Source organism: Vibrio sp. 10N.261.55.A7 (assembly GCF_002877365.1).
Classification (GTDB): domain Bacteria; phylum Pseudomonadota; class Gammaproteobacteria; order Enterobacterales; family Vibrionaceae; genus Vibrio.
The window spans coordinates 1-15,561 of sequence record NZ_MCWZ01000006.1 but is presented as its reverse complement, the minus strand read 5'-3'; the positions used below and the strand labels follow the sequence as shown (position 1 = coordinate 15,561).

The window sequence follows — 15,561 nt, the reverse complement described above, 5'->3', positions numbered from 1 at the left end:
TTATTTAGGAATATTTTTATATTGTCTTCAAATTTACTCAAATATTTTAAGTCTTTCCTTAACAGGAAATCTTTTTCGTTTCTTCTAAGGTGAAGGAGTCGAGTTTCGAGTTCTGAAACCAACATACTTGCGTTACTCAGTTCTACCGTCGTGGACGCAAAATGGGTCGTTATACCTAATAAAGACAGAACGCCTAGTACTGCTACACCACCAAGCGAGTACAACTTCTGTTTTATATTCATCCGAGTGCCTATAAGGGTTTATTGTGTTGATATTAAATAAACTTAGTTGTGTTTGTTGGAATGATCAATCTATTAAAACTGTCGGGTGTTTATCTATTGTTTTGTTTGTGAACTTGACTAGGAAATATGTTGATAGTCTGTTTACTTTGACGTTTAGAAAAAGTCATATATGAATGAATTACCTTGCCTATTGTATTCGACCTCTCAGTGCTTTCGTGCTTCCTTTCCTTTTTTTTGCTTCTATTCGTCGTTTTTGAGAGTTTCGCGTTGGTTTCGTTGCTCGTCTTGTTTTCTGTACAACCGTTGCATTCAAAATTATATCTCTGAGTCGATTCAAAGCATCTTCTTTATTTAGTTCTTGAGTTCTGAAAGATTGCGCTTTAATAATTATCACGCCTTCTTTCGTTAAACGACTATCAGAGAGTGATAACAGTCTTTCCTTGTAAAAGTCAGGAAGTGTCGAGCGCTTTACATCAAACTGTAAGTGGATGGCTGAAGAAACCTTGTTAACATTTTGGCCACCAGCACCTTGAGCGCGTATCGCGGTTAACTGAATCTCCCAAGATTGTAGAGTGACACTGTTGGATATTTTGAGCATACTGATTGCTGACGATTGACCTAAATGGAATACCGAGAATGTACATTGATTTTGGCAAGTATCAAGGCCTTATTTTCGATATGGATGGTACCTTAATTGATACTATGCCTGCACATTTGGATGCGTGGGAAAAGACAGCGCAGCACTTTGGCTTCCCATTCACACGAGAATGGCTCAATGGGTTAGGCGGCATGCCAAGCTATAAAATTGTTGCTGAGATCAATCGTGAATTTGGTCTTGAACTTGATGCTAAGGCTATTTCCGCATTCAAAATGGAAACATTCGCCCAAATCGAAGAGCAAGGGGACATAATTCATTGCACAGTTAACGTCCTCGAACAGTATTACGGCAAGAAGAAAATTGCAGTTGGTACTGGGAGTCAAAGGCAAAGTGCTTTGCGGCTTCTAGAAAAAGCGAACTTATTTAACAAGCTCGATGCCTTGGTAACGGCTTCTGATGTGGTCAACCACAAACCCAATCCAGACACTTTCTTGCAGGCAGCAAAAGAGATGAATTTGAATGCCGGTCAGTGTGTTGTTTTTGAAGACACCAATTTGGGTAAGCAGGCCGCACACGCTGCGGGAATGGATTGCGTCATGGTGGAAGGGGATTCGCTTAAATTCTATCCGTATCAACTGTCTCAATAGAATAGCGAAAATCGATGAACAAAAAAATAGAGCCTTATGAAAGGCTCTATTTTGTTTTCGTTTGCATGATTGATTATTGAATCTCTAGTAACTCAACATCAAAAATCAAAACAGAAGCAGGTGGAATAGGGCCCGTTCCCCCTTTCCCGTAGCCAAGGTTACTCGGTACGAATAGGCGGAACTTATCGCCTTCTACCATAAGTTGAACGCCCTCTGTCCAGCCTTTAATGACTTGGTTGAGGCCGAAAGCAATCGGTTCATTACGCTCAACGGAACTATCAAATACAGTGCCGTCGATTAACGTGCCATGATAATGAACTTTTACTCGACTGGTTGCGGTTGGGTGAGCTTCGCCAGTGCCCTTTTGAAGAACTTGATACTGAAGTCCACTTTCAGTGCTCACGACGTCTTCTTTTGTAGCGTTTTCAGCTAAAAACGCGTCACCTTGTACTTGATTTACTTCCGCTAACTTTCCGTTGTTCCATGAACGATAAAGAAAGAAAACAGCCAATACGACTATGACAACTGGAATGATAAATTTACTCATGATAATCCTATTATTCTTCGATTAAGTAATTAATGGTGCGTGCCATGCTTTCTACATCGCTGTGGCCTTGAGTCAAAATCATATACTTACCACTAACAATAAAAGTAGGAACTGAATTGATTTGGCCCTTTACGGAAACGTCCTGCGCAAACTCTAGCGCTTTGAAAAGCTTTTTCTGCATTTCTTCGTCTAGATCATAAGGGCTCACTAAACCACGTGTTTCAAACGCATTATCTACAGCAAGCTTACGTTCGGCTTGTGTCGCTTCTTGGCCTAATTGAACTGCCGCAAAAAGGTCATCCATCATCGCGTGATCAGGCGTAGCTTGAAGTTGTAATTCTGCGCTGTAATAGATCATTGCTGCAATATGAGCGCTCTCGTTGAATGTTACGTGGACTTTACCAATACTTTGATTCGTTGCGTTCTCGAGCTCTGGAATAACAGATTCCATCTTACGACAGTGGCCACAAGTCAGTGAGAAGACTTCGGTAACGGGAGCTAGGCCGAAGTTAGAAAGATCTGCAGGCAGTCGTACAAACTGTTTGCCTTCTGTTGGAGATGGGCTATCGCTACAGCCGACTAGTGCAGTGATAGAGAGCAATACAATGGCAAACAGAGAGGTGATTTTTTTCATAGATAAGAGCCTATCGAGTTAAGTAGCTAGATTCTAACTGGATATTGAACGTACGAAAATGAAAATATCATAGTTGGTGACACTTTTTAGCTCCTTGCTGCATTGGCGACTGAAATCGTTTTCGAGGTAATCGAACATGAAATAAATATCAGTTATTTATTAAAGTTTGCTTTGATTGGCCGATATACTTTAAGTGACTTTATGATATTCAATGAAGGATGAGATGGTACCGTTATGAAGTATATTATTTTACCAATTTTACTCGTGTTGACAGGATGTGGCAGTTTGCCGTCCGATATGATGTTAATGGGTGATAGTATGCTTGATGTCGCGCCAAAAGGAGACGTGGATGTCCGTTATCCCGAGTGGCGAAAGGCTCCGCAAATATCGACAGCGGGCGTTCAAGGGCCCATGGGACAGCAACGCACAACGAGCTACGACTCACTGCAATCTTTTTTGTTGAAAAACGGTGTTGATTACGAAGTGTTGCCTGGGAATCATGTGATGGTAAAACTTAAAGACACCATCAAGTTTGAAACCGGCTCTTCCAAAGTCTCTTCAGATTCTTCGTATTGGCTAGGCATGATGGGGGATTATCTATCAAGGGATCCAGGCATCGACATTGTGATTGATGGTCATGCAGATAGTACTGGAACGCCCAACTTTAATGATGGCTTATCTTTGCGACGAGCTAAACAAGTGAAGCAAACGCTGATCAAAAACAATGTGGCAATGGACTCAATTTTTACGCGTGGCTATGGTGAATATGTCCCTGCTTGTACAAATAAAACCACAGCTGGCAAAGCGTGTAACCGCCGAGTAGAAGTTCTGTTTGTTGTCTCAAACAATTAGTACTTTTTTACTGTAAAACGTTAGTCGAATTTAGGCTGATACCCATTTCAGCCTATGTACTAAGGTAATGGTTAAAATCCTTTCTGCTGGGATTAGTTCCAACTCAATTAATCACTTCCCTACTCATTAACCTTTATTTAGGTTTCTACCCAAATCTATTTCCTGATGAAAGCCGTCAGGCGTATGAAGACTTTTAAACGATTTGCGTTGACGTTTATCTATGGGCCGTAATTAAAACAATTGTCGAACTTGTTAAGCGCTACATAGAATCAAGTACTCATCTCTCATGTAAATCATCTTCGAAACCTTATTGCACTTAGATCTGTTGCCACTCTCTCGATTATTTGTTCTATTACACGATGTAAACACTTTAAGGATGATTTATGAATAGGAACGTGTGGCTACTTTCACTCTGTCAGGCATTGTTAATGACAGGCAATATACTGCTGATCTCTGTGATTGGATTGATCGGCAAGCAGATAGCGCCAAGTGTGAGCATGATTACGTTACCTGTTGCGCTTCAGTTTCTCGGCCTTATGTGTGCGACCATTCCCGCCTCGTTGATCTCAGGGAAGCTAGGAAGAAAAAGAGGGTTTAGCATTGGAAATATGGTGGGTATAACAGGGGCGAGCTTGGCCACTTATGCGTTAACCATACAAAGCTTTCCTCTCTTTTGTTTTGCCACCTTCCTACTAGGCATTGGTATTGGCTTTGGAACCTTGTACCGATTTGCCGCTATTGAAGTGTGTAACGAAGACGCGAGACATCGAGCGATTTCGATCTCAATGGCTGGTGGCGTTTTAGCGGCTGTGTTAGGGCCAAACCTAGCGATTATGTCCCAAGAATGGTCTCAAGGAGGGTTGTATATTGGCGCCTTTGCTTCCTTGATTGCGCTTAACATACTGGCTCTTATCATTTTACAAACCATACAATTCCCGAAGGTGTCACTGGACAACCAGGCTCGTAAAGCAGACAGCTTAAGCTCAATAATCAAAGCGCCTAACTTCGTAGGGGCGGTCTTTGCTGCCATGGTTGCTTATGCGGTGATGAATATTTTGATGACAGCAACCCCTTTGGCAATGATAGGGTGTGGATTTGACTTCACTAAAGCGGCGGGTGTTATTGAATGGCACGTGCTTGGCATGTTTGTGCCCGCTTTTTTTACTGGCCATCTCATTGAGAAGTTTGGTGCAAGGATTATGATATTAGCCGGCGGTATTCTATTTGTCGTGTGTATCGCGATTAACATTCATGGAGAGTCGATTTGGCACTTTCGATCCGCTCTGGTGATACTTGGCGTTGGGTGGAACTTCATGTTTATTGCCGCAACCGGCCTGTTCAGTCACTCTTATGAACCTCAGAATAAAGCAAAGGCACAAGCGTTTAACGAGTTTGTGGTCTTTGGCTGCGTGACCATTACGGCGATGCTCTCGGGCTGGCTAGAATCGACCGTTGGGTGGCAGAGCCTAAACATTTATGTCCTGCCATTCGTTATTATGGTGATGGCTTGGTTTGCAGTGAATGCCAAAAAGTCACGCATTCAAAAACAAACTATCTGACCAACGTATTAATGAAGCGTCTATACAATGAAAGAGCCGGACTCGGCTCTTTCTATAAAACATCACATTGAGCTAACTCTACATAGTGTCTATGACTGAGAGACATCTCGGTAGAAATAGCGCTCGCATATCGTTGGGTTTACACGTTTGATCAACTTAGAGAGTAAGCCAATCATGAGCACCGAGAACAGGAGCCTGCCCCAAAATATCGTATAGAAGTCCGCACCGATGAGCATGATTAACAGCGTGTCTTCAATCAAACTGTGTAGAAGATTGAGGAGCATGATGGCGGTGAAAACATCTCTTGCTGAAATATGACCGCGTTTTGCTTCGTTGATCAATAACCCCCCTCCGAATGACAGGCCTAGTGTGACTCCGATGATCGTGAGGTTGGTTGCGTCTTTACTGATTCCTAATAGGCGCAAAAAGGGTCTCAGTACAATCGCCATTAATTTCTCAATGCCCAACAGTTTTAAAACCTTAAGAAGAAAAAGTAGGGCAGAGATCACCATGAAGATAATCGCAAAATTTATTAGCTGGTCCACGCCCCATGCTAGGTAGCTTGTATCACCTGATGGTTCAGGTTGCCAAAGCACGGTTGCAGGGTAATTGAGTAAGTCACCGTATTGATAACTAAGATTCAGCAGCCAGGCTAATAAAAGGCTGCCACCCACTCGGATGGATAATGTCGCAAGCCAACTTACGCCCGCCTTTTTTGCGATCGCGCCTTCAATAGGTAATGAGTGCGCAAGCAACATCATGCTGCCTAGCACTGACGCTTGAGCGACGGTTAGCGAAACATCAGAGTTAATCAGCACAATGAGGCCAGCATAGATATTGGTTAATAGAGTTGTGGCCCACACCAATCCCATCTCTTTGGGTAAACCTACCGTGTGCATGAGTGGGCTTAACCACTCGCTGAGTATGACGATTCCCCCAAACTCTTCGATGACTTTTATGACGATAATTATCGGGATCATAATGCGAAATAACGTCGTTGTGACCTCGAAAATTTCTTTGATAAGCTCTTGGAAAAAGAGTTTTATTTCTTTCATCTTTACTATTCTATTTTGTTGTCATGGACTAAATTCTACCGTTATTTAAGTGATCTAAATTTCTAATTTGTTGTTTAAAGTCGATACCAATTTTTAAATGGTGTAATTTAAGAAATATTGCATCAAAATTTAGGTGGATTAAGAAATTATGGAAATAGACCGAATTGATCGAAGTATCCTAGCTGAATTGCAAAAGAACAATCGCATTTCCAATCTCAGTTTAGCGGAGCTTGTCGGCTTATCTCCCCCTGCGTGTTTGAAACGGGTAAAAAAAATGCGGGAAGCCGGTGCCATTGTCGCTGATGTTTCAATCGTTGACCCTGAATTAACAGGCAACAAAATGACGCTTGTCGTGTCGGTAGAGATGGAGAGAGACAGAGCGGATATCTATCAGGTATTTCGTCGGTCTATTTTGAAAGCGCCAGAAGTCACGCAATGTTACCAGATATCAGGCAGCTATGACTTTATGCTGATCGTTACCGTGAAAGACATACAGGCTTACGAGAGCTTTGTAGAGCGAGTTTTGCGTAAAGATTTAAACATACGAAAATTTCACACTTCGGTTTCAATGCGAACGGTTAAGTTTAGTACTGCACTCAACTTGGAATAGTCGCGATGGTATTTGTATCTATGTAACATATTTAACCGTGAACAATGTAAATGACATTCATTTCTATAAAGTGTGAGGTTCATATTAGGCGCTAATTTGAATAATTGTATATATTCACGGGCTAAAACCTAATAATACAAAAGTACTAGTCATGAATGTCAGCTCTTCTTTATCAATCCAGTCTCGTGAAACACAATTAAGCGAAAAAGAACAACTTGTTTCGACGACCGACCTTAAGGGCGTTATTACCTACAGTAATGAGGCCTTTTGCCGTATCGCGGAATACAACGAACAAGAACTGTTAGGGCAACACCACAATATTGTTAGGCATAGTGATATGCCCAAAGCTGCGTTTGCAGATATGTGGGTGAACCTAAAGCAAGGTAAAGCTTGGCGAGGAATTGTGAAAAATAAAACCAAGTCAGGTGGATACTACTGGGTCGATGCTTATGTCACGCCCATATACGACAATGGCAAGGTGAGTGGTTACCAGTCTGTACGTGTTAAACCAAAAAGCGAATGGGTACAAATCGCAGACAAGGCCTATCAAGGGTTATTAAAGGCAGAAAAGTCAGGTCGCCAGTGGTCGTTACAGATCAGTGATAGCGTTCGATATGCCGTGTTACTTGGCTCTCTCGCTGCCCCGTTATTTTCAAATATTATCGAAGTAGGGCAAGTATCCCAATGGCTTCTTAGCTTGCTACCTGTTTCGGCATTAGCTCTGCTTTTCCGACAAGAGCTTATTGATACTCCCTTACAGCTGAAAAAACTGCAGTCTAAGTTTGATAGCGTGAGCCGACTGGTTTACTCAGGTAATAGCCAATTTTCTATCGCTGATTTTCATTTGAAGTTACTTTCCGCTCGAATCAGAACGGTATTAGGCCGCATGACTGATTCAGCCAAACCTCTTCAAGACTTAGCCGACAATTTAAACGGCACGTCTTTCCAAGTGTCTGAGGCGTTAGATCAACAAACTAAAGATATCTTGCAAGTGCGTGAAGCAACGGAAGAGGTCGAAGTAACGGCCAATGAAGTTTCTTCACTGACAGAGGATGCACATCAGATAGTCGACGTGACGCTACAAACGTGTGCGGGTGCTAAAGAGAGCATCAACCAGACTCATCACAACCTTGAAAGCTTGGTATCGCAAGCAGAAAAAGCAACCGCAACGACTTACCAATTGAGTGACCAAGCCCAGAATGTCAGTAATGCTATGGAAGAGATTGGTGGTATCGCAGAACAAACCAACCTGCTAGCGCTTAATGCGGCGATAGAAGCTGCGAGGGCGGGTGAACAAGGAAGAGGCTTTGCTGTCGTTGCTGATGAAGTTCGAGCACTGTCGGGCCGCACGTCGAAAGCGACCGTGCAGATTAAAGAAAGTATCGAAACGATGTTAACGACGATAGATAGCTGGCAAAAAGATATTCTGGCTAACAAAGAACAGACAGATGCTTGTGGCAATGTTGCCAAGGTAAGTTCAGAGCGTCTATCGGAAGTTGAAACGTTAATGCAATCGATGAACGAATTAATGAAGTCGGTTGAAAGTTCGGCTCACAAACAGCGTCAGCTATCGAGCGATGTGAACCTTCATATGCAGTCTATCGCGTCAACAGCAGAGCATAATCTAGTAGCGACACATTCAGTCAAAGACCATTCGAAAGAGCTCAAAGAGCAAGTGAATGAGTTCTACCAACTGGCAAAGCGTTTCGAAGAAAAATAGCCGTTAAGCCCAAGCTAAATGAAACATAAAAGCCCCGCATTTTCATGCAGGGCTTTCTGTATGTATCAACCCATTTAACGGCGAGACAATTTAATCAAGATTAAGCTAGAAGCTCTTTTGCTGTGTTTACTACATTTTCTGTAGTGAAACCGAACATCTTGAATAGCTCGCCTGCTGGTGCAGATTCGCCAAACGTTGTCATACCGATGATCTTGCCACCGAAGCCTACGTACTTGTACCAGAAGTCAGCGATGCCAGCTTCTACTGCGATACGTGCAGTCACGTCAGATGGCAGTACAGATTCACGGTATTCAGCATCTTGCTTGTCGAACGCATCCGTTGCAGGCATAGATACTACGCGTACTTTCTTACCTTCAGCTGTTAGTTCAGCTGCAGCGTTAACCGCTAACTCAACTTCAGAACCTGTAGCGATAAGGATAAGCTCTGGCTTGCCTTCACAATCTTTCAGGATGTAACCACCCTTAGCGATATTAGCCACTTGCTCAGCGTCACGATCTTGCTGTGCAAGGTTTTGACGAGAGAAGATAAGTGCAGAAGGACCATCTTTACGCTCGATTGCCAGTTTCCAAGCAACAGCAGACTCAACCTGGTCACATGGACGCCATGTGCTCATGTTTGGAGTCAGACGTAGAGAAGCGATCTGTTCAACCGGTTGGTGAGTTGGACCATCTTCGCCAAGACCGATAGAGTCATGTGTGTAAACCTGAATGTTCTGAGTTTTCATCAGAGCAGCCATACGCATAGCGTTACGCGCGTATTCCATGAACATTAGGAAAGTAGCGCCGTATGGTACGAAACCACCGTGAAGAGCGATACCGTTCATGATAGCCGTCATACCGAATTCACGTACACCGTAATGGATGTAGTTACCAGAGAAGTCGTTTGCTTCAAGAGACTTAGAACCAGACCACATAGTTAGGTTAGAAGGCGCAAGGTCAGCAGAGCCGCCCATGAATTCTGGTAGCATAGCACCGAATGCTTCTAAAGCATTTTGAGACGCTTTACGTGATGCAATGTTTGCAGGGTTAGCTTGAAGATCAGCGATGATTGCCGATGCTTTTTCTTCCCATTCAGCTGGAAGATCACCGTTTACGCGGCGTTTGAATTCAGCTGCCAGCTCAGGGTATGCTGCTTCATAAGCTGCAAGTTTCTCGTTCCACGCTGCTTCCTTAGCTGCGCCTGCTTCTTTCGCATCCCACTCTGAGTAAACTTCCGACGGAATTTCAAAAGGACCGTGCTCCCAACCTAATTGTTTACGAGTTGCTGCGATTTCGTCAGCGCCTAGTGGTGCACCGTGACAGTCGTGCGTACCTGCTTTGTTTGGAGAACCAAAGCCGATAACTGTTTTAGTACAGATTAGAGTAGGGCGAGGATCCGCTTTAGCTGCTTCGATTGCCGCGTTGATAGCGTCAGCATCGTGACCATCTACAGCTGGGATTACGTGCCAGCCGTAAGCTTCAAAACGCTTAGGTGTATCGTCAGAGAACCAACCTTCAACTTCGCCATCGATAGAGATGCCGTTGTCATCCCAGAAAGCAACCAGCTTACCAAGACCTAACGTACCCGCTAAAGAACATGCTTCGTGAGAAATACCTTCCATCAGGCAGCCATCACCCATGAATGCATAAGTGTAGTGGTCTACGATGTCGTGGCCTTCTTTATTGAACTGTGCTGCTAGTGCTTTCTCAGCCATTGCCATACCAACAGCGTTCGTGATGCCTTGACCTAGAGGACCAGTCGTTGTTTCAATACCAGGAGCGTAGCCGTACTCTGGGTGACCTGGAGTCTTAGAGTGTAGTTGACGGAAGTTCTTAAGGTCTTCAATTGAAAGCTCGTAACCTGCTAGGTGAAGCAGAGAGTAAATCAGCATAGAGCCGTGGCCGTTAGACAGGATGAAACGGTCGCGGTCAGCCCATTCTGGGTTTGCTGGGTTGTGGTTTAGGTGAGAGCGCCAAAGTACTTCAGCGATGTCAGCCATGCCCATAGGTGCGCCAGGGTGGCCAGAGTTTGCTTGTTGTACGCCGTCCATGCTTAGAGCACGAATAGCGTTAGCTAGATGTTTGCGATTCATAATTGCTTCCAAAGAGATTCGAAATTAATAATTCGTTAGTAGATATAAGAGAGGAACGAAATTCGTTCCTCTTTTTTATTCGGTAGTGACTACAGCTTAGCTGCGATCATGTCTTCTAGTTTGCCTTGGTCAACTGCGAAGTTGCGGATGCCTTCAGCTAGTTTCTCTACAGCCATTGGGTCTTGGTTGTGATCCCATAGGAACTCAGCGTGAGTCATCGCTGCTGGACGCTCTTTAGTACCGTTAGAGTCGATGAGTTTTTCTACTACTTCGCCTTCGGCAGCTTCTAGGTCAGCTAGAAGTTGAGGTGCGATAGTTAGGCGGTCACAACCAGCAAGTTCAAGGATCTCACCGATGTTACGGAAGCTTGCGCCCATAACAACAGTTTTGTAGCCGTGTTCTTTGTAGTAGTTGTAGATGTTTGCAACAGAGATAACACCTGGATCTTCTTGAGCTTCGAAATCACGACCTTCTTTCGCTTTGTACCAGTCCATGATGCGACCTACGAAAGGAGAGATTAGGAATACGCCAGCTTCAGCACAAGCACGTGCTTGAGCGAAAGAGAATAGAAGCGTTAGGTTACAGTTGATGCCTTCTTTCTCTAGGATTTCAGCAGCGCGGATACCTTCCCAAGTAGAAGCCAGTTTGATTAGGATGCGGTCGTTAGTGATGCCAGCGTCGTTGTACATTTTGATAAGTTGACGAGCTTTAGCAACGCTGCCTTCCATGTCGTAAGAAAGACGAGCATCTACTTCAGTAGAGATACGGCCTGGTACCACTTTTAGGATTTCTTTACCGATGTTGACGTTAAGCATGTCGCAAGTGTCTTGAACTTGTTGTGCTTTGTCGCTGCTTTGTGCTTTTGCGTATTCGATAGAAGCATCAATAAGAGGTGCATACTCGGCAATCTGAGCCGCTTTAAGAATTAGAGAAGGGTTAGTAGTAGCATCTTCAGGCGTATATTTTGCGATTGCTTCGATATCACCCGTGTCCGCAACAACCGTTGTCAGTTTACGAAGTTGCTCTAACTTATTGCTCATAATGATCCATCCTATTTTTGGGGCTTTATACGCCAATGGCGAGTAAATACATTCTTAAAACATGTGATGCCAATTGTTCATTTCTTAGCATCAGATTCTATTTTCAATAACAGTGAACAGTTGCCTTTGAGCGATTGCTCATTGCTTGAGTAATTGATGTATCCATAATTAGCGTATTCAGAAAATTTGTCAATTACTCTACATGAAAATATATGGGCTAGCTCCTTAAAAAGGCAATATTCCAACAGAGAGGAGCGGTGTTGTCGCTGTTGCCTATACATAATTTACAAAGTATTAAGAAAATGTGTGATGAGCATTTGTAATGGTTGTGAGCGAATGATTGGCAAGTTTGGCTATTTTCGATAGAATCGATGAACCGTTTAAAGCCTGTAGGTGCTATTTTGCCAAACACTCAAGACATCTCATTAGAAACGACCAACTTATTGACCGAAATCGCCGTTGCTTATTATCAAGATGGCGCTACCCAAGAAGAAATATCTCGGAAGTTTGCGATATCTCGGGCAAAAGTAGGCCGAATGCTAAAACAAGCGCGTGACGAAGGGATTGTGGACATTACAGTCAAATATCACCCAGTATTCAGTGCCAAAATAGAACAACGCCTAATAGAGCGGTTTGGAGTGAGTCGTGCGCTGATTGCGTTAGATCAACCGAACGAAGAGCAACAACGATTACAGGTTGCGGGACTTGTCTCTAATTACCTAACCAGTACATTGAAAAATGGCATGGTCGTGACGGTTGGTCAGGGAAGAAACGTTTCATCTGTTGCTCACCACATCGGTGTTATTACCCCACGAGACTGTAAGTTCGTTTGTGGTATTGGTGGCATACACCCAAGAGGCGGTATGTTCAACGCCGATCATATTTGCCGTCAACTGGCTAAGAAATACGGGGGATCATCAGAATCGCTGTATGCCCCTGCGTATGCTGAAAACCCAGAGCAGAAAAAAGCATTCATGCAAAACGCGACGGTAAAACAAACACTCGACCTTGCACGTAAAGCCGATGTCGCACTTGTCGGAATTGGAGACATGAGTGAAAACAGTTACATGGTAGACCTCGGGTGGTTTAGTTCTGACGAAGTCGTGCAGTCAAGGTTAACTCAAGGGGTGGTGGGGGATTTTGCTGGCTATGACTTTTTCGATGTTCATGGCAAGGTTGCTGATACCGTAATGAGCGATCGTGTCATTGGTCTCGGTATTGAAGAGTTTCGCCCAATTGCAGAAGTGATTGCTATCGCTGCAGAGAACTCTAAACCCCTCGCATTGTTAGGCGCATTAAGAACGGGTGTTGTGGACGTTATTGCAACGAGCGTAAGTAACGCACTAACGGTTCTAAACCTCGACGAACAGATGGAAGGGCTCTCCAAGATGGGCAAGTAGAGGACCAAATCTCGACTTGGGCAAAAAGGGTATGTCTCATCGATACGAAAAAATGAAAAGGGTAGGGTATAAATGCGTCGTCACTCGCAGCCCTATTTAGTTTTGATGCGAAAGTAAATAATTGTGACTAGTTTGTAACCAGATAACAGGAGGTTACAATGAAAAAAACACTATCAACGTTAGCGATTGCATCACTTTTTTCGACCAGTTCTTGGGCACAAGAGCCCGTAGTTGCGGGCTACTTTGCTGATTGGCAATATCTAAACGAAGATAACCCTTATACCGTGAGCGATATTCCGGCGGATAAACTGACTCACATCATTTACGCTTTTTTAAGTATGTGTGGCCCACATGAGGGGGCTTCAAAAGCGGTTCAAGTACAGATATCAGAAGCTTGTGAAGGAAAAGAGCCGTTTTCCGCTGTTATTGTTGATCAAAAAGCAGCAATCCAACATGACTTCGGGCAGGTCGACGTGGATGTGGACTATAAAGGACACTTCGCGCAACTTGCTCAACTAAAGAAAGATCACCCTTCTATAAAGATACTGCCATCATTTGGCGGTTGGACGATGTCTGAACCATTTCACGCTATGGCGACTAGCCCTCAAGCCATCGAACAATTCTCCAGAACCGCTGTTGAACTTATCGAAGAATACGCGTTCTTTGATGGTATTGATTTAGACTGGGAATATCCAGGTGGTGGAGGCTTAACAACGTCACCATGGAATCCGAATACAAAACTCAGTGATGAAGTAAAAAAAGCAGAGCGCGATGCCTTTACCGATTTGGTTAAACACCTAAGATCGGATCTCGATGAATTGTCAGAAAAAACAAAACGAGAATATGAGCTTTCGACTGCCGTAGGTGTTGGCCCTAAAGCGGCTCAGATCGACTGGGAAAATGCGGGGCCGTATCTAACGAATATGTTTGCTATGACCTACGATTTCCTTGGCGGTTGGGGCGCTCAAACCGGCCACATGACTAACCTTCATGCGACAGAAAGAAGTTGGTGGGGAATGGGTGCCGATGTGTTTATCAATCAGATGATCGAATTGGGTATACCGAGTGAGAAACTCGTTCTAGGAGCCGCATTCTACGGTCGCGGATGGCAAGGCACGAATGACTATCAAGGTGAGCTGCCGTCTAGCGAGTTGGTTTCTGAAAAAGGGGCAGAATTCGGCACTGGCGAGAATGGATACTTCATGTTCTGGGATCTTATGAAAAACTATAGCGAGAAAGAGGGTTATAGCTATTTATACGACGAACAATCGCAAGCGCCTTACCTATGGAATGAAAAAGAAAAGGTCTTCATCTCTTTTGAAGATGAACGTTCAATTCGAGCGAAAGTCGAATGGGCAAAATCGGCGAAGTTAGGTGGCGTCTTCAGTTGGGAACTGTCAGGTGATCCATCAGGAAAGTTAGTTGAAACGATGTATAGCGAAATGAACAAATAGTATCTATCTCTCCATCTATTCAACCAACGAAAACAACTGGCTCCAAATAAAACAACACCCTGCTAATTGGCGGGGTGTTGTTGTTTTAGCTTCGATGCAAGGTGTTATCAATCTTAAACCTCCAAAACCTACATAGTTTTCAAACTGGCCTACTTGTTCTTAGGCGTTTGAACAATATTCAACGCGTTGGGGTCATCCTCGAAAGGATGCTCGGCTCTGTCGCGTAACACCTCTAGCTGATGCTCTAGCATATTAACGGTATCGTAATCAGCCTCAGAACAAGCGATATAAATCTGCTGTTCTAGAGCCTCGATACTATCTTTTAGTGCCATAACCCACCTCCTAGATATGCCATTGAGAACGTTTTTACCTGTTCTCAAATCTATTGTAGTCAAGTAAACCAAATTCGATAGGCTGATCTTGTTGATACCATTGGTGAAGGCGATCGCTGAATGGCCAGAAACGTGAGTCGCTGCGGCGAATACCAAATTGATCCAGCAACTTAATGTAGTCTGCTTCGACTGAGATTGATTTAAGCATATTAACGAGTTTTGGAACGTCATTCTCATTCACGAGAAGAAACGCTTGGGGATAACTTCCAAGTACGCCTTTTACTAGAGTCAGATCGTCGTTTTCTGGGTCTCGGTTACTCTCTTCATCAAACAAGCTTGATATGTTGCTGTGCGCGTTGTTATGAAGAAGAGTAAACACTTCGTCTACACCTGAATTACTTTCCACCAGCATCATAATGGTTTGCGGTAGATAGAAGATGCCTTTGCCTTTTATGTTATCCACCGTTTGAAGCAGTGACTCAGTTTCAGCGGCTAAATGGGTGTTCTGTATTTTGTATCGATCAGTCAGAATAGGATCGAGCTGATTACCAATGATCTCGAACAGCTCTTGTTTGTAATCATCGGTTTTATACTGAACGTTGCTCGGCTGATTAAATGGCTCGATATTTCGCTGAAAGAAGTCACTCAACTGACTGCTTTGATTTTCATACCAACTCGAGTGTTCAACGTGCCTCATCTCTTTAGGTAGAAAGCTTACAAAGTTAGTTTCGCCTTCTAATCGTAAAAAATCCATGTACATGCGTGTGATCAGTTGATGG

15 protein-coding genes and 1 pseudogene are annotated in these 15,561 nt (G+C 43.7%); 7 read left to right on the top strand and 9 right to left on the bottom strand.

Annotation, left to right across the window (positions count from 1 at the left end; all coding sequences use genetic code 11):
• Both BCU12_RS23510 and arfB read right to left on the bottom strand, forming a co-directional pair.
• Positions 1-242 (bottom strand): annotated as a pseudogene (locus BCU12_RS23510) (methyl-accepting chemotaxis protein); the annotation flags it as partial.
• Positions 243-429: 187 nt separating this feature from the next.
• Positions 430-840: an alternative ribosome rescue aminoacyl-tRNA hydrolase ArfB gene (arfB, locus tag BCU12_RS01025; RefSeq protein ID WP_102402553.1), complete on the bottom strand. Its 411-nt coding sequence runs from the start codon at positions 838-840 to the stop codon at positions 430-432.
• A 38-nt stretch (positions 841-878) separates the two neighbouring features.
• Here arfB and BCU12_RS01020 point away from each other — a divergent pair, with 38 nt between their 5' ends.
• Positions 879-1,487, top strand: a complete 609-nt coding sequence (locus BCU12_RS01020) for a beta-phosphoglucomutase family hydrolase (RefSeq protein WP_102402552.1) — start codon at positions 879-881, stop codon at positions 1,485-1,487.
• A 73-nt stretch (positions 1,488-1,560) separates the two neighbouring features.
• On the opposite strand, the gene BCU12_RS01015 is transcribed toward BCU12_RS01020, so the two are convergent.
• Entirely contained in the window at positions 1,561-2,034 is a 474-nt protein-coding gene (locus BCU12_RS01015; RefSeq protein WP_102402551.1) for an FKBP-type peptidyl-prolyl cis-trans isomerase, read from the bottom strand.
• Positions 2,035-2,044: 10 nt separating this feature from the next.
• Positions 2,045-2,668 carry a thiol:disulfide interchange protein DsbA/DsbL gene (locus tag BCU12_RS01010; protein ID WP_102402550.1) on the bottom strand — a complete coding sequence of 208 codons (624 nt, stop codon included), beginning with the start codon at positions 2,666-2,668 and terminating at the stop codon, positions 2,045-2,047.
• Between the two features lie 234 nt (positions 2,669-2,902).
• On the opposite strand from BCU12_RS01010, the gene BCU12_RS01005 reads away from it, so the two are divergent.
• Positions 2,903-3,520 carry an OmpA family protein gene (locus BCU12_RS01005; RefSeq protein ID WP_102402549.1) on the top strand — a complete coding sequence of 206 codons (618 nt, stop codon included), beginning with the start codon at positions 2,903-2,905 and terminating at the stop codon, positions 3,518-3,520.
• A gap of 383 nt (positions 3,521-3,903) precedes the next feature.
• On the top strand, positions 3,904-5,079 hold the full coding sequence (locus BCU12_RS01000) for an MFS transporter (RefSeq protein ID WP_102402548.1): 1,176 nt from the start codon (positions 3,904-3,906) through the stop codon (positions 5,077-5,079).
• A gap of 89 nt (positions 5,080-5,168) precedes the next feature.
• On the opposite strand, the gene BCU12_RS00995 is transcribed toward BCU12_RS01000, so the two are convergent.
• The gene (locus BCU12_RS00995) at positions 5,169-6,134 is read right to left on the bottom strand and encodes a hypothetical protein (RefSeq protein ID WP_102402547.1); all 966 of its coding nucleotides are present in this window, start codon (positions 6,132-6,134) and stop codon (positions 5,169-5,171) included.
• A gap of 148 nt (positions 6,135-6,282) precedes the next feature.
• Between BCU12_RS00995 and BCU12_RS00990 the strand changes: the two genes are divergently transcribed.
• Both BCU12_RS00990 and BCU12_RS00985 read left to right on the top strand, forming a co-directional pair.
• Positions 6,283-6,744, top strand: a complete 462-nt coding sequence (locus tag BCU12_RS00990) for an Lrp/AsnC family transcriptional regulator (protein WP_102402546.1) — start codon at positions 6,283-6,285, stop codon at positions 6,742-6,744.
• Positions 6,745-6,895: 151 nt separating this feature from the next.
• On the top strand, positions 6,896-8,464 hold the full coding sequence (locus BCU12_RS00985; protein WP_102402545.1) for a PAS domain-containing methyl-accepting chemotaxis protein: 1,569 nt from the start codon (positions 6,896-6,898) through the stop codon (positions 8,462-8,464).
• A 100-nt stretch (positions 8,465-8,564) separates the two neighbouring features.
• On the opposite strand, the gene tkt is transcribed toward BCU12_RS00985, so the two are convergent.
• On the bottom strand, positions 8,565-10,556 hold the full coding sequence (tkt, locus tag BCU12_RS00980) for a transketolase (protein WP_102402544.1): 1,992 nt from the start codon (positions 10,554-10,556) through the stop codon (positions 8,565-8,567).
• An 89-nt stretch (positions 10,557-10,645) separates the two neighbouring features.
• Positions 10,646-11,596, bottom strand: coding sequence for a transaldolase (gene tal / locus BCU12_RS00975; RefSeq protein ID WP_102402543.1), 951 nt, complete (start codon positions 11,594-11,596; stop codon positions 10,646-10,648).
• A 398-nt stretch (positions 11,597-11,994) separates the two neighbouring features.
• Here tal and BCU12_RS00970 point away from each other — a divergent pair, with 398 nt between their 5' ends.
• The gene (locus BCU12_RS00970; RefSeq protein ID WP_102402554.1) at positions 11,995-12,996 is read left to right on the top strand and encodes a sugar-binding transcriptional regulator; all 1,002 of its coding nucleotides are present in this window, start codon (positions 11,995-11,997) and stop codon (positions 12,994-12,996) included.
• Positions 12,997-13,154: 158 nt separating this feature from the next.
• Positions 13,155-14,450, top strand: a complete 1,296-nt coding sequence (locus BCU12_RS00965) for a glycoside hydrolase family 18 protein (RefSeq protein ID WP_102402542.1) — start codon at positions 13,155-13,157, stop codon at positions 14,448-14,450.
• A 149-nt stretch (positions 14,451-14,599) separates the two neighbouring features.
• Here BCU12_RS00965 and BCU12_RS00960 read toward each other — a convergent pair whose 3' ends face one another.
• Complete coding sequence (locus BCU12_RS00960; protein ID WP_102402541.1) at positions 14,600-14,782, bottom strand: hypothetical protein; 183 nt, start codon at positions 14,780-14,782, stop codon at positions 14,600-14,602.
• Positions 14,783-14,816: 34 nt separating this feature from the next.
• The coding region (locus tag BCU12_RS00955) for a fatty acid cis/trans isomerase (protein WP_198599216.1) at positions 14,817-15,561 on the bottom strand (745 nt) is incomplete at its 5' end.